This window comes from Bacillus sp. FSL K6-1145 (assembly GCF_038003425.1).
GTDB classification, from domain to species: domain Bacteria; phylum Bacillota; class Bacilli; order Bacillales; family Bacillaceae; genus Bacillus; species Bacillus pumilus.
In genome coordinates this window covers 246,467-264,802 of the sequence record NZ_JBBOPC010000001.1, presented here as the reverse complement: position 1 = coordinate 264,802, position 18,336 = coordinate 246,467, and the positions used below count along the sequence as shown (strand labels likewise).

The following is an 18,336-nucleotide window of genomic DNA, read 5'->3' as shown; positions in this document are numbered from 1 at the left end:
CTGGCGCGAAGCGAATTTGACATTCGTGAGCACCAGCACGCAGGACTGACACCGAATGCGAGGGTTTGTCTACATGCTGAACCCGCATAAGCGGGTTTTTCATTTATGGCTTGCTCCAATTGATAGTGCGGAACACATTGTTCTGGTCATTGTTGTGATATGCATCTAGGTCAAAGCCCGATAGTCCAAAACCAATTGCCATGATCATTCCTCCGGCAACGGTGAAGATGATCCCCCATTTGATGCATTGCTTTTTTAAATCATTCACATTCATATTCTCACGACCTTCTTTTTAAACATTCCCATGAATGCCTTAGTGGTTTGAACAGTCATTTGAACAAATAGCTTTGTCAAATACACCGTGGCCATGCCGCATAATAATCCGACACCTAATAGAAGAATACCAACGCCAATTTGCGTCACCACCACATGCAAACCGTCCTGAAAGATAAATGGAGAACCAATGATGCTCCAAAAACCGCCGAGCAGACCAACTAGCGTCACTGTACCTGTCACGAGCGGAATGCACCAAATCACCATATACACAGAAAGAATCAGTAGGAAGACTGTTGCTAGAATACTGCCCCATAATGGAAAGCCTAAAATGAGGATGGAGAGCCTTGTGGCTTTTTCTCCAAACGTCGGCACCTGAACGGTTTTAATTCCTTGTTCCTTCAAAATCCCTTCAGCGATGATAGCAGGCTGCCCGACTTGATCGACCGCTTCCTGTTCACTGTATCCATCTTCTTGATAATCCTCGATCATTTCATCGTAATACTCGATGAACCGGTCACTTTCTTTTTCGCCTAGACGATGCAGGTGCTTCTCTAAGCTGGCTAAAAATTCTTTTTTATTCATTGCCCTGTCCTCCAGAAATAAAGTCGTAAATCGCCATCACTTGATCCCATTCCGCTAAAAACTGCGCCATATGCTCACGGCCGCTTTGTGTCATCCGGTAGTATTTTCTTAATCGACTATTATGTTCCTGGGAATAGGTCTCCACATAATTGTTTTGCTCTAATCGCTTTAATATCGGATATAATGTCGATTCTGAAATCTCAATACAATGGGACATATCTTTAATCATTTGATAACCATAGGAATCGCCTTTCTTTAATACCGCCAGTACACAGAATTCCAGTAAACCTTTTTTTAATTGTGCATTCATGATTACAACTCCTAACCATTTATACTATACATTACATAGTATCATGTGACAAGAGGTATAAATATAAAAAAAAGACCCTTTTGGGGTCCTTTCGTTTTTATATATTCACAAATCCTTCTCCGAACACATCACGCACGTCATGGACAACAACGAATGCGTCTCGATCAATTTTCTTAATGATTTTCTTTAGACGCATAAGCTCTTGTTTTTGAATGACTGCATAGAGAATTTCCTTCGATTCCTTTGAATAATGACCGCGTCCGTTTAAAATCGTCACGCCTCGATCCAAGGTGTGATTGATTTCTTCGGCAATATCATCTTTGCATGAAGAAATGATCGTCACTGCCTTTTTCGTGTTAAGCCCTTCTATCACGAAGTCCATCACCTTTGTCGCCACGTACAGCATCACAATCGTGAACATTAATTTTTCCGCACCAATAATAAAGTAGGAAGCAAATACGACGATCAGATCAAAGAACAAGATGGCATAGCTCACGTTCCAGTCTAAATACTTGTTGGCAATTCTTCCGAGTATGGCAGAACCCGCCGTTGTACCGCCTGCTCTTAGCACAAGACCAATCCCAATTCCTATAATGATTCCTGCGAAAATGGCCCCAATGATCAATTCGTGAACATTCACGACCCATGTTGTGGTCAGGTGTAAAAATAGGGAGTTACTTGCGACGGCAACCACAGTATAAATCGTCGTCTTCTTGTCCAAATATTTATACCCCACAAGCAGCAGAATGGCATTAAACACTAGGTTCGTCAGCCATGGTGCAATTTCAAACAAATAATAGAAAATGATGGACAGCCCCGTTACACCGCCTTCACCAAATTCAAGCGGAATGACAAACATGTTCACTGCGGCGGCAAATAAAAAAGAACCAATTAGAATCATTGCGATATCTTTTACACATTTTTTCAATTTCTTCTTTCCTCCTTTTTTAAGCATATAAAAAACCCTCTTTCTGCACGAAAGAAGACAGTCGTTGAACAAAAAAAATCAAAAGACAGCGCCTTTTGACGAAGCTTTCTGAAATGAACCTTTCCATAATATATATCTCTTTTTAGAGGCTGTCAATGACTTGGTTTTCTATTATTTTGACTGCATGTTTATGCATGGAAACCCGCATGTTTTCAGGGTTTTTCCGCGGTCACATGCTTTTTCCTCTCCTTGACAAAAACACTTTAGTCATTTAAACTACTGCCTCATATCATATCCATCATTTCCGACTAAAAAGGAGGGTGTTCCATTCGATGAATCCTATTCAAAGCCGTTTACAGGCTCACGCACCTTTAATTTTAGACGGTGCACTTGCAACAGAGCTTGAACGAAAGGGCTGCAATTTAAACGACAGTTTATGGTCAGCCAAAATACTGATTGAACAGCCAGAATTGATTCAGCAAGTACACTTGGATTACTTCCAAGCCGGAGCTGACTGTGCCACAACAGCGAGCTACCAAACAACGATTGATGGCTTCGCTGAAAAAGGCTATTCAAAAGAAGAAGCCATTGAACTAATGAAACGATCTGTCACTTTAGCAAAAGAGGCACGCGATCTTTTTTGGCAGGATGAAGCGCGTCGTAAAGGGCGGACAAAACCATTTGTCGCAGGATCTGTGGGGCCATTCGGCGCTTATTTGTCTGATGGTTCAGAATATAAAGGAAATTACGGACTCACAGAGCAGGCACTCATTGATTTTCATAGACCAAGGATTCAGGCATTAGTAGAAGCTGGTGCAGATATTCTTGCGTGTGAAACGATCCCTTGTCTCATTGAAGCAACGGCCATTGCAAAGCTGCTGCAAGATGAATTCAGTGGTGTATCTGCTTGGATTACATTCAGCGCGAAGGACGACCTTCATATTAGTGAAGGAGATTTGCTCAGAGAATGTGTACAAGCACTGGAACCTTATGAACAGATCGCTGCTGTGGGTGTAAACTGTACGCCGCCGCAATTTATCTCGTCTCTCATTCAAGAGATGAAAAAGGGGACGAGCAAACCGATTGTCGTGTATCCAAACTCAGGGGAATTATATGATCCTGAAGAAAAGGTATGGAGCGGAGATACGCCTCAGCATACATTTGGTGAATGTGCGCATCAATGGTATCAAGACGGCGCGCATATCATCGGCGGCTGCTGCCGGACGACCCCAGAAGATATCACGGACATCTTAAAACTTACCACAGCATAGCACCATGAATCATCACACATACTTCTAAGCAAAAGGGCGGGAAGACATGGAACAAGCAAAAGATCAGTCACAACAATATCAACGAAAAATGACGAGCCGCCACCTGTTCATGCTTTCTCTAGGCGGCGTCATTGGAACAGGGCTCTTTTTAAGCTCTGGGTATACCATCAATCAAGCAGGACCCGCGGGAACGATCCTTGCCTATCTTGTCGGGGCATTAATTGTGTACCTCGTGATGCTCTGTTTAGGTGAGCTGTCTGTGGCAATGCCGGTTACAGGGGCCTTTCATACGTATGCAACAAAATATATTGGACCCGGCACAGGCTATACAGTCGCTTGGCTCTACTGGCTGACATGGACAGTCGCGCTCGGATCGGAATTTACAGCGGCAGGGCTTTTAATGCAGCGCTGGTTCCCGGACACATCGGTTTGGATGTGGAGCGGTGTCTTTGCTCTTCTTATCTTTTTACTCAATGCGTTTACAGTGAAATTTTTTGCAGAATCAGAGTTTTGGTTTTCCAGCATTAAAGTAATGGCTATTATTCTCTTTATTATTCTTGGCGGAGCTGCGATGTTTGGCTTGATTCCATTAAAGGGCGGTGAGGCCGCTCCGTTCCTTTCTAACTTCACCGGGGAAGGCGGTCTTTTCCCAAACGGCTTTTTACCGATTTTAATGACGATGCTTGCCGTCAATTTTGCTTTTTCAGGTACGGAGTTAATTGGGATTGCTGCGGGTGAAAGCGTCAATCCTGACGAGACCATTCCAAGAGCGATTCGCACAACCGTACTGCGTCTTGTCTTGTTTTTCGTTGGAACGATCGTGGTCTTAGCCGGCTTGATCCCAGTGGAAGAAGCTGGGGTGATCAAAAGTCCATTTGTTGTGGTGTTTGATCGCATCGGGATTCCATATGCCGCAGATTTCATGAATTTTGTCATTTTGACAGCGATCTTATCTGCCGCAAACTCTGGACTATACGCGTCATCCCGTATGCTCTGGTCACTTTCTGAGGAACGGACACTGCCTAAGAAACTGGCGAAGCTGACATCTAAAGGAATTCCTTTGAACGCACTGATTTTAAGTATGATCGGTGGGATTCTTTCTTTGTTCTCAAGTGTCATCGCACCAGAAACGGTATACCTTGTCCTTGTTTCGATCTCTGGACTGGCCGTTGTGATCGTGTGGATGGGGATTGCTGCCTCACAATTTATGTTTCGGAAACGTTTTTTACAGGAAGGCGGACAGCTCCATGATCTTTCCTTTCGAACCCCGCTCTATCCAGTGGTTCCGATTGCTGCCTTCTTCCTGTGTCTTGCCTCTGTGATTGGCATTGCCTTTGATCCAAATCAGCGGATTGCCCTTATCTGCGGCATTCCTTTCATCGCGCTCTGCTATGCTGCCTATTATGTGACAGCTTGGATTCAGAAAAAACGTGAAGAACCTGGTGTATAACGCCAGGTTTTTTTCTATCGTAAACAATTTGACAAAAAAGGATATCGCTAGTAAAAGAAGCGCACTTTGGTATATGATAGGAATCTATGATTTTCAGGATGAATCAAGGGAGTTGTCACTAATATGGAAATGACCATTACAAGAGCATTAAGTGAACTGAAAATGTTAGATAAGAGAATCAACCGAACCGTTGATGAAGCCGTACTTGGTGGATTGATGATCGGGAAACATATACAGCACGGGTTTCAACATCAAGAAGACATCGAAAAGAAGGCGAAGGCTGATGACCAATCGATTCAAGCATTAATCAAGCGCCGGAATGCCATCAAATCAGCCATCGTTGTGTCGAATGCGACGACAACGATTGATGTTGCGGGTGTCAGCATGACGGTGGCAGAAGCGATTGAACGGAAGACGTCGATAGAATACGATATTCGTTATTTACGGAAATTGAAAAAGGTGTACACAGAGCTAGTAGACAAAGCAGAACAAACCAATGAAGATGTGAAGAAGAGGCTCGACCAGCATTTAGAAACCTTGTTTGGAAAAGACGGAAAAACACAAGCGGCTGCCAACCAAGAGATCGTCAAGTCGTTCCTCGCTGAAAACGAGGCGACGATCATCGATCCGCTTCGTCTTCGAGTGAAGATTGAAAAGCTTTCGACCGAGATTGAGGATTTTCAAATGGAAGTTGATTTTTCCTTGTCAGAAAGCAATACACTAACGAAAATACAGATCGATTAATCAATTTTGTTAGTGAGCCGAAAATCGATAGAACTAAACACCTCCGAGGGAAAGGTCATTCCCTCCTCATCTGATCATCTCTGGATGATCCTTGATAAAAGCTCAAAGCTGAACGTTCAAGGATCAATGTTCAAGTGTAAAAGTTCTTATCCATCAAAGCTCAGAATTAAAAGGTAAACGCTCGATCGAATCTGGGAGTCACGGCTCATGAGTGTTTGTTTATCGACTCTTTCGGTTGCCGCCCAGCAGGTTTGATAACAAAAAGAAAAGGATGTCACATGAAGACATCCTTTTTTCTATGAAAAAAACGACAAGGCTTTCGCCAAGTCGCTTCTTCCAGCAGATTAGTAACGGGATGTATATGCCAAATGGTACACACTTGTGACATTTGAAGATAGCTTGATGTCGTTTGAAGTGAACGTCACTGGAACGATATCGTAGTAATGTGTAGACCAGCCTGCATTATTGTATGTTTGGTAGCCTGCACCTGCAGGAACTTGAAACGTCAGTGAAAATTGTCCATTTACGTCTGTTGTGCCTGTCGCTGTTTGAGCATATGATTTAATTGCTGCTTCAAAATAAAGCTGAATCGGCTGATTAGGCATGAGATTTCCACTTGTATCTTTTAGTGTTCCTTTAAACGTAGCTGGATAATAAGAACCCACGCGATATTTACTGCCATAGCCGTAATTCACTAATCCACTATCGGCTGCAGTGACACTTGTTACTTGAACGGAAGCTGGTACTGCCCCTGTTTCCTCTGCATGTGCAAAGGTTGGGAATACGAGAAGCAATGATAGAAAGAAAGCAAACATGATTTTTTTCATCGATAAATCCTCCTTTTTTTTCCTGCTATATTACCATCGACATTAATTGGTATTTTTCCAGTAACAAGCAAAAAAACTTCCCTTTTTTAGAAAGGGAAGTTCCAGATTGTTGACAAAGGGCTAAAATGATCTTCATTTTAGCCCTTTGTCTTCTTTTCAGCGTGATAGAAAACCTTTGAAGTCTAGGAAGGGCGAGCACTGGAGCGGAGCGAATTTGACATTCGTGAGCACCGGAGCACAGTCTTGACAAAGAATGCGAGGGTTTGTCTACACGCTGAAACTTCCCTTCTTTAGAGAGGGAAGCTCTCCTCTTACTTTTTCACAACAACAACCTTCACCGCTTTGCTTTCTCTTTTTCTCACATCAGAAGCGGTCACATACAAGACTGTTTTGGCTTTTTGCGGTTTTATTTGGGCAGTAAATGCGCCCTTGTTATTTGTTTTTACCGTTTTGATGACTTTCTTTGATTTATTTTTCACTTTAATGGTCAATCCTGCACCCGCAGTCCCTTTGACCGTTTTACTTTTAACCGTTACTTTGCCCACTTTCGGCTTAGCTGGTGCTTTGCCTTTTTTGACGACTGTTTTGAGCGTTGTAGCGGCCTTTCCTTTTGAAATCTTAATGTGAAGGACTTTGTTTTTGTTCTGATGCTTGATCTTCACGCTAAAGGTTCCATTTTTGCCTGCTGTGCCTTTTCCAAGCAGTGTTTTGCCTCTATACACAGAAATAGCAGCGCCAGCCTTTGCTTTACCTGTCACCTTTTGATGCTGATCCTCCACTTTGCTCACAGATGCGTTCAGTTCGACAGCACTTAAAGCAGCAAATGCATTCAGTCTGCCATGTCCTGTCATCCAATCGATCCCTGAAATTTTCGGATCGACAATTGGCTCATCGTTTTCATCATAGAAAACGTCATCTGTTCCATCAACAGAAGTAAAGGAGATATTATCGGCTGTTCTTTGCAAGATATTCCTTACTTGATTCGGCTTCAAGGTTGGATTTTTAGAAAGAAGTAATCCTGCTGCCGCGGCCACATATGGTGTCGCCATTGATGTCCCGCTCAGGTATGAGACATTCCCATCTGGCATTAAGCTTGGAATATCAGATCCTGGTGCAGACATGCTCAGTCCTTTACCAAAGCTTGAGAATTCAGCGGCAATATCCATACGGTTGCTTGCGCCAATGGCCATTGCGTATTTTGATGTCGCAGGATAGCCCATTTCTGGAACGCCATCATTTCCACTCGCCACAACCACTAGTACATTTCTTTGAGCCGCGTAGTTCATTGCATATTCAATTACCCGGCTGTAGTAGCCGCCAAGGCTCATGTTGATGACCTTTGCGCCTTTATCTACTGCATGCTTAATTCCAAGTGCAATATGCTCTGTATCGCCAAAGCCATAGGCATCCAGTACCTTCACTGGAATGATGCCCGTATGTTGGTTAAGGCCTGCCATTGAGTAATGATTATCGGATTTTGCGGCAATGATGCCTGCCACATGCGTACCGTGTCCATTATCATCAATCGCATCTTTGTTTCGTCCAATGAGATTCGCACCTAAGTCTGTACGAACAGTCCCGCTTAAATCAGTCAAACGGCTGTCTACACCTGTATCCACAACAGCAATTAATGTTTGCTTTATTTTGCTTGTGCCAATCAGTGTATTCATTTGTTCAAATTTGACGTCAGCGCCTTTTTTCCCGCTGTTTTGCGCACTGTTTTTCAGCGGCCACTGGTAACCATACTGCACGTCATTGCTCAGTGCACGATAGGTTTGAACAGGCTCCGCAAATTCAACATTCGGCATGCTGGACAGCTTTCTTGCAGTGCTTTTGATGACAGCTTTGCCTGCTTTTAAAGTCTTTCCAGCTGATTCTTGCCCTGCTGGCACATCATAGACATACATTCCTTTAAACAAAGGACTTACTGACTGCGATGTCACGCGGTTTTCTTGGATTCCATAGCTTTTCATCTTCTTTTTCGCAGATTGAAGCGTGTGGCCATCCTTTAATTTAAAAATGATCTTATTCGTCTTCACTTTCTCTTCTTTTACAAGCTTTTGCTTTTCTAATACATAACCGATCGATTTTCCTTCAAGCTGATCGATTCCAATGTTTTGACTCACTGTTTCTAATTCCTTCTTTAAATAGGCAGGACTTGCTTCTTTGAGCATATTTAAAAGGGAACGGATCGCCTGTTGTTCTTTCTCTGTCACAATATGACCGCTAAATGCACCATTTTTCTCTACGTCATTTAGCAGTGACTTTAATGTCAGCAGATGATTGTATACCTTTTGCTGCTCATTTTTTTGTTTGATGAGTTTCGATTTGAGAAATGGCTTTGTTTTTTGGAGCACACGGCTCAGCTTCTGACCATTTGGTGTTTCATTAAAACGTTTATCTTCGATTGTACGAATCGATTGGAGAATTTCTCGCCCGTACTTTTTCTCAATAATAATGATACCAGGCTCATCGTCTTCAGGGAAAACGGGTTCAGAGGGCGGAAGGTTAGCTCCTTTATACCCGATTGTATAAGCCGAATCCTCTTCCTCATCACGGCTGTCTTCCTCCGACCCTAAATAGAGCACTTTGACAAAGTAAGGACCTGACCATGCATGAGGGAAGTCGATCTCTGTCTCTCCACTTGCAGTGTCCACACGATATCTCGAATAAGTGTCATCCTTCATCGCTCTGTCTTTACTTGGATAGACCGATACGGATAATACTTGTTTACTTTTTACAGAAATTTTCATATGTGTATGTTTTGCCACCTCTTGTGCTGATGGCGTGATTTGGTACCATGACTCTTCCATTTCATTCTGTAATGTCCCTGAGATGACTTCACCATTTTTTAACCCAATGGCTTCATTGACATTTGTTCCTTTACTGGCAGCTGCTGCCTCGTATCCAGGTAATGCCGCCATACAGAGAATGATGGCCATGAGTACGATCACACAGGATTTGACCTGCTTTTTGAACATGAAAAGACCCCCTTATCTTTTGTAATACCTTGGAAGAATATCACAGAAATGCATTTAGTAGAATCTGTTTTTTACATAATTAAACTCGTTTTAAGCTAGGATTTGAGATATACAGACAGCAAGACGAATAGCTTCATAAACTTTTTGCCATTTCAAACGGAAAATGATGCTATTTAACCATGTCGAAAAGTACATTACAATCAACTTGTAAGCGCTTAATAAACAAGAGAGAAGGGATCAGCTTGTTCCAAAAAGATCATGTTTTCACACAAGTAGACGGACGATCAAAGAATGAGATTTTACAATACATTGCCGAGAAAGCTGAAGACCTTCAGATTACAAACGATCAGGCGGGGTTATTATCAGATTTGTTGACTCGCGAAGACGAAGTCTCAACAGGACTTCAGCAAGGCTTCGCCATTCCTCATACAAAAAGCTCCGCTGTTCAAACGGCTTCACTTCTTTTTTTAGAGTTAGAACAACCGATTGAATGGGGAAGCTTTGACGATTTACCCACAAGTTATTTATTTACACTGCTCGTTCCATTAGAAGAAGCAAACATCACACACCTGAAATTACTGTCAGGCATTGCGACAAGCCTCATGGAACCTGCTTTCATCGAAAAGATTCAACCAGGTCAAACCGCTGACTATTATTACGAAGTCATTGAACAACAATTGAAAGAGGGGATTACACAATGAAAATTGTCGGTGTCACTTCATGTCCAGCAGGGTTAGCTCATACACCAATGGCAGCAAAGGCGTTAGAGAATGCGGGTAAACAGCTCGGACACGAGATCAAAATCGAGCAGCAAGGAATTATGGGACAGGTGAATGGCATTACACCAGAGGAAGCAAGACAGGCAGACCTTTGTATCATTGCCTCCAATCAGCATATCAACGATGCGGAACGTTTTTCAGGCATTCCCACAGTACGTGTCGAGATCGGACGCGCCTTAAAAAATGCCGAGCAAATCATCACAAAAGCTGTAGCACTTGTTGAAAAGAAAAAATCTGAATCTCAATAAACGTGAGCAATGCCATATAGAAAGGAGCAAAGCAAAATGAAAGCAAAATTAAAAGTCATTGAAGGCCATCTCATGACCGGTATTTCTTATATTCTTCCTGTAATCATCGGTGCCTCCCTTATCGTTGGTTTAGCAAAACTAGTCGGATTAGGATTTGGTGTTTCAGATTTAAACGCCTATAAGGATGCTGGTGGCATACTGCACGGCGCCTATTTAATGGAGCAGGTTGGTTGGACAGGGATTGGCTTAATGAACGTCCTGCTCGCTGGATTTATCGCCTATTCGATTGCGGATAAATCAGGGCTTTCGGCCGGTTTCATCGGTGGTGCCCTTGCCAGCTCAACGAATGCTGGATTTATCGGTGCCGTTATTGCAGGCTTCTTCGCAGGATATGTCGCTCTTTTTGTGAAACGAAAAATTCAAATTAAAGGCTCCGCAGCCGGACTTGTTCCTCTGCTCATCTTACCGCTCATTACCGTTGGCTTAACTGGACTTCTCATGTCCGTTCTGCTGGGCGGGCCATTAGGTGCTTTGAACACAGCATTAATTGAATGGATCAAAGGCATGGTCGCTGACGGGACAAGCACACTCGCACTCGCTCTCATTTTAGGTGCGATGATTGGCTTTGACCTTGGCGGACCAGTGAATAAATCTGCTTGGATGGCAGGTAACGCGCTCTTCCTATCAGGCGTCTACCTCCCTGCCATTCTCGTCAATATTGCGATTGTCATTCCGCCGCTTGGATACGGGCTTGCGACATTGATTCGAAAACGCAATTTCTCTCCAACCTTTAGAGAAGCAGGACGTGGCGGCCTTGTCATGGGCATTATCGGTATTACGGAAGGGGCGATCCCTTTTACTCTCGTCAATCCATTGAAATTGATTCCGCTCAATGTTGTCGCATGTGCTGCTGGAAGCGGGGTTGCTGCATTATTAGGTGTCCATGACATCATGCCGCCAATTGGCGGGCTATACGGCTTCTTCTCAGTCGGAAACTGGTGGGCTTATTTAATTGGAGCTCTCACTGGCGCACTCGTCATCGGTATTGGCGCCAACCTGCTTGTCAATTTCTCTGAGAAAAAAGAACCAAAAAAACCAGAACATGACCAGAAGCAGAAAGAAGAAGACGATTTTGACCTTGTGCTAGAAGGATAATTTGAACAAAGAAAGGTGTCGTTACTCAATGACTGTCAATGTACATGTGATTCCACATACTCACTGGGACCGGGAATGGTATTTCACCACCTCCCGCTCCCGTATCTACTTAATGAAAAGCGTAATGGACATTTTAGACACTCTTGAAACAGATGAAAGGTTCCATTACTTCATGCTCGATGCCCAAGCATCCTTACTGGATGATTACCTCAAATGGCGTCCAGAGGATGAGAATCGAATCAAAAAGCTCGTCACAGCCAAACGTCTCATCATCGGCCCGTGGTATACCCAAACCGACCAGCTCGTCATTTCAGGTGAATCCATTGTACGGAACCTGCAATATGGAATTGAACGCTGTCAGCAGTTCGGTCATGTGATGAAAGTCGGTTATGTCCCTGATTCCTTCGGTCAATCCGCACAAATGCCTCAAATTTACCGCGGCTTCGGCATTGTGGATACAGCTTTTTGGCGCGGCGTTTCAGACCATATGACGAATCACACTGAATTCAATTGGCAAGGGGCTGACGGCAGTGAAGTCTTTGCGGTGAACCTGCCATTTGGCTACTACTACGGTGGAAATATTCCCGAAAAAGATGAGGACTTACAAGCCTTTTTATCTGAAAAAATCGGTGCGCTGCAAGCAAAGGCAACCACAAAGAATGTCTATTTCCCAAATGGCTTTGACCAGGCACCGATCCGCAAAAACCTGCCTGACTTATTAGAAAAAGCCAATGAACTGAACGAGCACCACTATCAAATCAGCAGTTTAGAAGATTACATTGCAGCAGTGAAAAAAGAGCGGACGTCTTTTGAAACTTTAAAAGGAGAGCTCATTCATGCGAAGCATATGCGGATTCACAAATCTATTTTTTCAACACGAGCTGATTTAAAAATCTTAAACAATCAAATTGAAAACTATCTCGTCAATGTGATGGAGCCTATCCTCACGATTAGCTATTCACTCGGACACGACTTTCCGCATGATACGGTTCGTGATATTTGGTACCTCATGTTTGAAAATGCAGCGCATGACAGCATTGGCGGCTGTAATAGTGATACGACGAATCAAGATGTCTTCTTCCGCTACAAGCAGGCAAAGGAAATCGCAGAGAACCTTGTGGACTTACACATGCGTCTCATCGCCATTCGACTGCAAACAGAGCAAGAAATCACGTTTACTTTATTTAATACACTGCCTTCAAAGCGTTCTGAAGTTATTGAAGTTGAAACCTTTATCACAGAACGTCCTTTTACACTAAAAGATGCCAATGGAAAAACGCTTCACTACACAGTAAAAAGCAAAACTGATGTCACAGATTATGTGCTGGCACAGCAAATTTCTCTTAACCCAAGTAAAGATGTGTACATGCCAAAACAAGTATGGAAAGCCGTTTTACTGATCGAAGCCACCAGCTTACCATCCGTTGGTTATACACAAGTCAGCATGGTTTTCGATGAATCAAGCGAATCTGCATGGGAACAAACAGAAGGACACGCGATTGAAAATACGTATTACCGCATTGCGGCAAATGACAACGGATCGCTGGAGATCACAGATAAACAAACAGGCCGGACATTCTCTGAGCAAATGATCTTTGAAGACAACGGAGACGATGGGGATTCTTACAACTATTCACCGCCGCGTGAGGATCTGTATGTGTCATCCAAGGATCTTTCTTCGGCAGACATCACAGTGTCTAAAAGCGGCTTGCAAGAAGAGCTCACCGTCCTGCTTACTCTTACTGTCCCTTATGACTTAGAAGAGCGCTCTCAGCAATCAGTCACGACTTCACTCCCGATTACAGCGAAGGTAGCATTAAATAAAGATGAGCCTGTCATCCGTTTTCATGTCGATGTCGACAATCATGCGTTAGACCATCGTCTGCGTGTCCTCTTTGATACAGGCATCGCATCAAAGGTATCACTGAGCGATCAGCAGTTTGGAACCATCGAACGCCCGACAGAGCTCACGCAAGAGCTTGAATGGTGGAGCAATGAGCATTGGGAAGAAAAACCGATCACCATTGAACCGATGCAATCCTTTACTGCACTTCGTGATGAAGCATATGGTGTCGCTCTATTGACGGACTGCGTGAGAGAATATCAGATCACAGGAGAAGGCTACACAACAATTGCGTATACGCTTTTCCGCTGTTTCGGAAAAATGGGGAAAGAAAATCTTCTTTACCGTCCAGGACGCGCATCTGGTGAAAAAATTGTTGAGACACCTGACGCTCAGCTACAAGGTGCACTGTCGTTCTCATTTGGCATGCACTATAGCAAGGATGCTGTCAGCGAGGGGCACTTAGCGCAGCTTGCCAAGCGGTATACAACCCCAGTTCAATGCTACGAACGGGCAGACTTTTTAAACGGTCGTTTAATTTTCTCTTTCCGAGATGAAAAAGAAGACTTACAATCTACTTATAGCCTGCTTGACATTGAGACAGACGGAGCCATTCTAAGCGCTCTGAAAAAAGAAGAGCATGGAACAGGCATTGTCATCCGTCTCTTCAATCCATTTTTAACGCGTCAAACAGCCGCTTCAATCAATAGTTCATCTCTACAGCACGGAGAAACAGCGAATTTAGGCGAAACACCTGAAGGACATATACTCAAAGCACAACATGGATCATTACACATTGAACCGCTCACACCTTGTCAGGTACAAACCTACATTGTAAAGAAAAAATGAACATGTAGGGGCGGGGTCCATTTGGATTCCGCCCCTCTTTAATGGAGGGCATTGATCATGCGAATTGGAGGCATTGAAGCAGGCGGAACAAAATTTGTCTGCGGCTACGGAACAACAGATGGAACGATTGAACACACGACTTCCTTTGCAACAGGTAATCCAGATGAAACATGCCGGCAAGTAATCGATTACTTTACAAAGCATCCTGTCGATGCCATTGGCATTGGGGCATTCGGGCCTGTCGATGTAAAAGAACAAAGCCCAAGCTATGGGACGATTTTAGAGACACCCAAAACAGCCTGGCGCCAATTCCCTTTCCTTTCTACTTTAAAACAAGCCCTTGGACTCCCGATGAAGCTTGATACAGACGTGAACTGTGCAGCACTCGGGGAAGCCCGCTTTTCGGTTGAAGCAGAAAAGCCTGCTTCTTTGGTCTATATCACTGTTGGAACCGGAATAGGCGGCGGTGCCTATATTGAACACCGCCTCATTCACGGGTTGCTGCATCCAGAAATGGGTCATATCACAGTGCAGCGGCACCCTCATGATTCCTACGGTGGCTGCTGCCCTATACACCATGACTGTTTAGAGGGACTGGCATCAGGACCTGCCATAGAAGGGCGCTATCATACACTGGCACAAATACTACCAGAGGATCATCCTGCCTGGTCACTTCATGCCTACTATCTCGGACAGATGACCGCCAATTTATTACTCACCCTTTCGCCAGAGCGCATCATTTTCGGTGGAGGTGTGATGAAACAGCCCGCTATGCTGCCGCTCATTCTTGATGAAACAGAAAAGCGGCTTCATGGGTATTTACAACTGCCAAAGCCTTTAAATGAAATTATCACCAAGCCATCCTTTGATGGATTATCAGGTTTAATGGGCGCCATCGCTCTTGGTACTGATGCCTTACAGGCGCAAGGAGCCGCGCAATGATGATGACGGCAGATCCTCGAACCTATCAGCTGATTCAGCAGCTATTTGAAACGAAGGGGTTCGTGAAGCTGGAGGAGCTCACTGCCTCTTTTCGCTTATCTGACCGCTCCATCCGTCATTTAATCAAAGAAGCAAATGAGCAATTAAAGGAAGCTGGAGCCAAGATTAAAACGATCCGCGGAAAGGGATACACCCTATTAACGAGTGACCAAGATGCCTTCCTGCTTTGGCTTCATCAACAAAAGCTTCCTGCCCGCTCTCTCGTCCCCGTCATGCCAGAAGAGCGTGTACGATTTATCATGAGGAAGCTATTGCTTCAACAGGATTACTTAAAAATTGACCAGCTGGCTGAAGAACTGTTCATCAGCCGCATGACGGTCAGCAGTGATTTGAAAAAAGGACGAGAGCTGTTAGCCCGTTACGGTATGACCCTTGTGTCAAAGCCTGGATTTGGCTTAAAAATTGAGGGAGACGAATTGCAAAAAAGAACATGCTATGCAGACTTACTCCTTGAAGAAGAGCCTGCACTTTCTCATATCACCGAGCGGGAGCAGCTCCATTTTCCCGATATTTCTCTTGAAACCATTCGATCTATTGTCCTGACGAACCTGCATCAAGAGTCATTGCTCATTAAAGACATTGCCTTAAAAAACTTAGTCATTCACTTAGCAATTGCGATTCAGCAAACACGAAAAAACCAGCGGATACCCGCCAGTACCACTCGTACACAACGATCACCCGTCTTGATGAGAATTGCCCAAAAGATCATACAGCAGGTGAGTGACACCTTTCATGTCACCTTATCAGAGGATGAAACAGATTACTTAGTCATGCATCTATTGGCAAATCAAACGTGGAAAGAAGCCGCCCAGCATCAGACGACAGTGGAAGTTCAGCAGGCGGTTGCGGTCTTTCTACAGCACATTGAGAAAATGAGCGGCCACCACTTTGCAGATGACAACATCCTGCAGCAAGACTTGATGCTTCATATGAAGCCATTATTAAATCGAATCCAATATGGCGTATCCTTACAAAATCCGCTGTTGCATGAAATCAAAGCGTCCTATCCATACCCGTTTGATTTAGCTGTCAGCGGACTGAATGCCTTACAGCTGGTGCGGACGCCAAATGAAGATGAGGCGGCATATGTTGCCCTGCATATCGCTGCTTCTTTTGAAAGAAGTCAGCTCGATACATCGCAAAAAAAGAAAGCCATTATCGTGTGCGGTTCTGGACTAGGGACGGCAAGACTGCTTGAAATTAAATTGAAGGCAGCCTTTCAGCACGAACTGGACATCGTCGAGCTTTATTCCTATCAGGATTATCTCATGAGCACCACCCTTCCCTGTGACGTCATCATTACAACCGTCCCGCTCGCATCAAAGGGAAAACCAGTGATACAGGTTAGCGCCTTTTTTGAACAACATGATGTACAGCGGGTGAATGAGGTCATTCATTTATTAAATGGACACGGGACTCCCTCGCAAGAACTGATGGCGTTTTTTCAAGAACGATTAACCTTATTGAACGCTGACCTATCCAGTAAGGACGAGGTATTAGACACACTATGCAGCCATTTAGAAACGTATCAGCTAGTATCGTCATCTTTTCGGTCCTCGGTGCTTGAGCGGGAGCAAATGTCGTCTACCTACCTTGGAAAAGGGATTGCCATGCCGCACCCGCTCATCACAAATGAAGGCACATCCTGCGTAGCCATCGCACACTTAAAACAGCCGATTGACTGGCAGGGAAACCAAGTATCACTTGTCTTTTTATTAGCCATTCATAAAGATGACGCAGCCTGCATGAATCAATTCTTTGAACAAGCCGTTGATTTACTGGATAATCCAAACCGCATTCACGCTCTGAATCAATCAAAAACATTCGATGAGCTGATGAATGCGTTGTTTCAATAAGATCAAACAAAAGGCCGCCCAGCTGTTGATGAGGCGGCCTTCGTGTGATTGAGAATCATCAATCGTATATGACATTTTTCCCTTCTTCACTTAATTTCTTTAAAGAGCTCAGCATATGATCGATTTCTTCATCGGAATGTCTTTCCCATGAACCTAATTCTGCGACGATTTTCAAAGGGGATTTCGACCGATAAGAACGTGTTGGGTTACCCGGAAATTTTTTGTCAGTCAAATTCGGATCATTTTCAAACTCGCCTAACGGTTCTACAACATAAATTCTCTCTTTCGCATCAGATCTTGCTAACTCAGCACCCCACTTGGCTGCGTTTAATGTTCCGGTGAAATAGATATGGTTTGATTTTTGATCCTGATAATTCGATAAATACTGCGGTTCAAGCAGATCTCCAATCTTCAATTCCGCTTTCATCCCATGAAAAAATGGTCCAGGGTCTAAAACCTGCTCATTGTCATTCATACAGCCGCACCCCTTATCGTTTTTGGACTTGCGTATAACAGTATACGGCCTGATCTAGGCGGAAAACAGTCTATAAATGAGATTGAATTCGGGGTATGATGATAGTAGAGAGTAAGATGTGATTTGTAAACTCCAGCAAGTTGAAAAAGCAGCAAGAATACATACAAAGCAGTCTTCTTGAAAGAGATAAAAAGCTGTTAGAGGCCATAAAGAGAAACTCAAGAAACTAAAAAATTAATTGCGGCAATTGAGCAGGTGGAAAAGAAGGACAAAAAAATGTTGGTGGCAGTTTTGGAAATAGCGTATTGATGCCTAGGAAGGAGATCTGATCAGGATTGAAGAAGATGAGGATAAAGTAGCCAATGAGACGTTTGATGTTATAGCTGGTTGGCGTGTTGGCACATAATCAATTAAATTTTTCAGGAAGGGTGTAATGAGATGATGAAAGATAGAGATAAGATTTGTCATATATATGCTCAAAAAAGTTGGCATATGGATTCTTATATTATTGGTAATCGTGAGGGTTTAATAGAATTAAAGAGTGCTATTGACCAAGCATTGAAAAGTAATGTTGGTCAAGCTGAATTGTTTCCATCAGATTTAGAGGATTATACAACTTACGTTGCTTTAGTTGATGATAAAGAAGAGTTGGATTCACTTATTATGCCTTACATTGATGAGGATAATGATGATGAAAACTTGATACATCCAGTTGATATAGTTACAAGTCTTGAAGAGAAAAAAACCCCTGAAAATTAGG

The 18,336-nt window shown here is 43.6% G+C and carries 17 protein-coding genes; 10 read left to right on the top strand and 7 right to left on the bottom strand.

Features of this window, described 5'->3' with window-relative positions:
• Positions 1 to 103: 103 nt before the first annotated feature.
• From MHH41_RS01480 to MHH41_RS01465, 4 genes are all read right to left on the bottom strand, one after another.
• Entirely contained in the window at positions 104 to 274 is a 171-nt protein-coding gene (locus MHH41_RS01480) for a hypothetical protein (protein ID WP_170966021.1), read from the bottom strand.
• Complete coding sequence (locus MHH41_RS01475) at positions 271 to 858, bottom strand: DUF1700 domain-containing protein (protein ID WP_050943346.1); 588 nt, start codon at positions 856 to 858, stop codon at positions 271 to 273. Before MHH41_RS01475 ends, MHH41_RS01480 begins: the two co-directional genes overlap by 4 nt.
• Entirely contained in the window at positions 851 to 1,168 is a 318-nt protein-coding gene (locus MHH41_RS01470; RefSeq protein ID WP_012008800.1) for a PadR family transcriptional regulator, read from the bottom strand. The genes MHH41_RS01475 and MHH41_RS01470 overlap by 8 nt, the downstream gene beginning before the upstream one ends.
• A 97-nt stretch (positions 1,169 to 1,265) precedes the next feature.
• Complete coding sequence (locus tag MHH41_RS01465) at positions 1,266 to 2,096, bottom strand: YitT family protein (RefSeq protein ID WP_034320763.1); 831 nt, start codon at positions 2,094 to 2,096, stop codon at positions 1,266 to 1,268.
• A 332-nt stretch (positions 2,097 to 2,428) separates the two neighbouring features.
• Here MHH41_RS01465 and mmuM point away from each other — a divergent pair, with 332 nt between their 5' ends.
• From mmuM to MHH41_RS01450, 3 genes are all read left to right on the top strand, one after another.
• Entirely contained in the window at positions 2,429 to 3,367 is a 939-nt protein-coding gene (gene mmuM / locus MHH41_RS01460) for a homocysteine S-methyltransferase (RefSeq protein ID WP_322000251.1), read from the top strand.
• A 46-nt stretch (positions 3,368 to 3,413) separates the two neighbouring features.
• Positions 3,414 to 4,817: an S-methylmethionine permease gene (mmuP, locus tag MHH41_RS01455; RefSeq protein WP_050943350.1), complete on the top strand. Its 1,404-nt coding sequence runs from the start codon at positions 3,414 to 3,416 to the stop codon at positions 4,815 to 4,817.
• A 123-nt stretch (positions 4,818 to 4,940) separates the two neighbouring features.
• Positions 4,941 to 5,561: a hypothetical protein gene (locus MHH41_RS01450; protein WP_003216967.1), complete on the top strand. Its 621-nt coding sequence runs from the start codon at positions 4,941 to 4,943 to the stop codon at positions 5,559 to 5,561.
• Positions 5,562 to 5,905: 344 nt separating this feature from the next.
• On the opposite strand, the gene MHH41_RS01445 is transcribed toward MHH41_RS01450, so the two are convergent.
• Both MHH41_RS01445 and MHH41_RS01440 read right to left on the bottom strand, forming a co-directional pair.
• The gene (locus MHH41_RS01445) at positions 5,906 to 6,388 is read right to left on the bottom strand and encodes a hypothetical protein (protein ID WP_003217020.1); all 483 of its coding nucleotides are present in this window, start codon (positions 6,386 to 6,388) and stop codon (positions 5,906 to 5,908) included.
• Positions 6,389 to 6,699: 311 nt separating this feature from the next.
• The gene (locus MHH41_RS01440; protein WP_340865440.1) at positions 6,700 to 9,369 is read right to left on the bottom strand and encodes a S8 family peptidase; all 2,670 of its coding nucleotides are present in this window, start codon (positions 9,367 to 9,369) and stop codon (positions 6,700 to 6,702) included.
• A 242-nt stretch (positions 9,370 to 9,611) separates the two neighbouring features.
• On the opposite strand from MHH41_RS01440, the gene MHH41_RS01435 reads away from it, so the two are divergent.
• From MHH41_RS01435 to MHH41_RS01410, 6 genes are read left to right on the top strand one after another with little or no spacing between them, the layout of a single operon-like run.
• Entirely contained in the window at positions 9,612 to 10,070 is a 459-nt protein-coding gene (locus MHH41_RS01435) for a PTS sugar transporter subunit IIA (RefSeq protein ID WP_050943353.1), read from the top strand.
• On the top strand, positions 10,067 to 10,396 hold the full coding sequence (locus MHH41_RS01430; protein ID WP_034620720.1) for a PTS fructose transporter subunit IIB: 330 nt from the start codon (positions 10,067 to 10,069) through the stop codon (positions 10,394 to 10,396). Before MHH41_RS01435 ends, MHH41_RS01430 begins: the two co-directional genes overlap by 4 nt.
• Before the next feature lie 36 nt (positions 10,397 to 10,432).
• The gene (locus MHH41_RS01425) at positions 10,433 to 11,551 is read left to right on the top strand and encodes a PTS fructose transporter subunit IIC (protein ID WP_340865439.1); all 1,119 of its coding nucleotides are present in this window, start codon (positions 10,433 to 10,435) and stop codon (positions 11,549 to 11,551) included.
• Between the two features lie 28 nt (positions 11,552 to 11,579).
• Complete coding sequence (gene mngB / locus MHH41_RS01420; protein WP_340865438.1) at positions 11,580 to 14,243, top strand: mannosylglycerate hydrolase; 2,664 nt, start codon at positions 11,580 to 11,582, stop codon at positions 14,241 to 14,243.
• Positions 14,244 to 14,300: 57 nt separating this feature from the next.
• Complete coding sequence (locus MHH41_RS01415; protein WP_340865437.1) at positions 14,301 to 15,185, top strand: ROK family protein; 885 nt, start codon at positions 14,301 to 14,303, stop codon at positions 15,183 to 15,185.
• On the top strand, positions 15,182 to 17,101 hold the full coding sequence (locus MHH41_RS01410; RefSeq protein ID WP_340865434.1) for a BglG family transcription antiterminator: 1,920 nt from the start codon (positions 15,182 to 15,184) through the stop codon (positions 17,099 to 17,101). The genes MHH41_RS01415 and MHH41_RS01410 overlap by 4 nt, the downstream gene beginning before the upstream one ends.
• A gap of 58 nt (positions 17,102 to 17,159) precedes the next feature.
• On the opposite strand, the gene arr is transcribed toward MHH41_RS01410, so the two are convergent.
• On the bottom strand, positions 17,160 to 17,576 hold the full coding sequence (gene arr / locus MHH41_RS01405) for an NAD(+)--rifampin ADP-ribosyltransferase (RefSeq protein ID WP_310427387.1): 417 nt from the start codon (positions 17,574 to 17,576) through the stop codon (positions 17,160 to 17,162).
• Positions 17,577 to 18,014: 438 nt separating this feature from the next.
• Here arr and MHH41_RS01400 point away from each other — a divergent pair, with 438 nt between their 5' ends.
• Complete coding sequence (locus tag MHH41_RS01400) at positions 18,015 to 18,335, top strand: hypothetical protein (protein ID WP_223251399.1); 321 nt, start codon at positions 18,015 to 18,017, stop codon at positions 18,333 to 18,335.
• Position 18,336: the final 1 nt, after the last annotated feature.

Excerpts from the sequence above, each read along its gene's own strand:
- MHH41_RS01425 (WP_340865439.1), top strand. The coding sequence starts at position 10,433 with ATGAAAGCAAAATTAAAAGTCATTGAAGGCCATCTCATGACCGGTATT.
- MHH41_RS01410 (WP_340865434.1), top strand. The coding sequence starts at position 15,182 with ATGATGATGACGGCAGATCCTCGAACCTATCAGCTGATTCAGCAGCTA.
- mmuM (WP_322000251.1), top strand. The coding sequence starts at position 2,429 with ATGAATCCTATTCAAAGCCGTTTACAGGCTCACGCACCTTTAATTTTA.
- mmuP (WP_050943350.1), top strand. The coding sequence starts at position 3,414 with ATGGAACAAGCAAAAGATCAGTCACAACAATATCAACGAAAAATGACG.
- MHH41_RS01475 (WP_050943346.1), bottom strand. The coding sequence starts at position 858 with ATGAATAAAAAAGAATTTTTAGCCAGCTTAGAGAAGCACCTGCATCGT.
- MHH41_RS01480 (WP_170966021.1), bottom strand. The coding sequence starts at position 274 with ATGAATGTGAATGATTTAAAAAAGCAATGCATCAAATGGGGGATCATC.
- MHH41_RS01470 (WP_012008800.1), bottom strand. The coding sequence starts at position 1,168 with ATGAATGCACAATTAAAAAAAGGTTTACTGGAATTCTGTGTACTGGCG.
- arr (WP_310427387.1), bottom strand. The coding sequence starts at position 17,576 with ATGAATGACAATGAGCAGGTTTTAGACCCTGGACCATTTTTTCATGGG.
- MHH41_RS01445 (WP_003217020.1), bottom strand. The coding sequence starts at position 6,388 with ATGAAAAAAATCATGTTTGCTTTCTTTCTATCATTGCTTCTCGTATTC.
- MHH41_RS01415 (WP_340865437.1), top strand. The coding sequence starts at position 14,301 with ATGCGAATTGGAGGCATTGAAGCAGGCGGAACAAAATTTGTCTGCGGC.
- mngB (WP_340865438.1), top strand. The coding sequence starts at position 11,580 with ATGACTGTCAATGTACATGTGATTCCACATACTCACTGGGACCGGGAA.
- MHH41_RS01450 (WP_003216967.1), top strand. The coding sequence starts at position 4,941 with ATGGAAATGACCATTACAAGAGCATTAAGTGAACTGAAAATGTTAGAT.
- MHH41_RS01430 (WP_034620720.1), top strand. The coding sequence starts at position 10,067 with ATGAAAATTGTCGGTGTCACTTCATGTCCAGCAGGGTTAGCTCATACA.
- MHH41_RS01440 (WP_340865440.1), bottom strand. The coding sequence starts at position 9,369 with ATGTTCAAAAAGCAGGTCAAATCCTGTGTGATCGTACTCATGGCCATC.
- MHH41_RS01400 (WP_223251399.1), top strand. The coding sequence starts at position 18,015 with ATGATGAAAGATAGAGATAAGATTTGTCATATATATGCTCAAAAAAGT.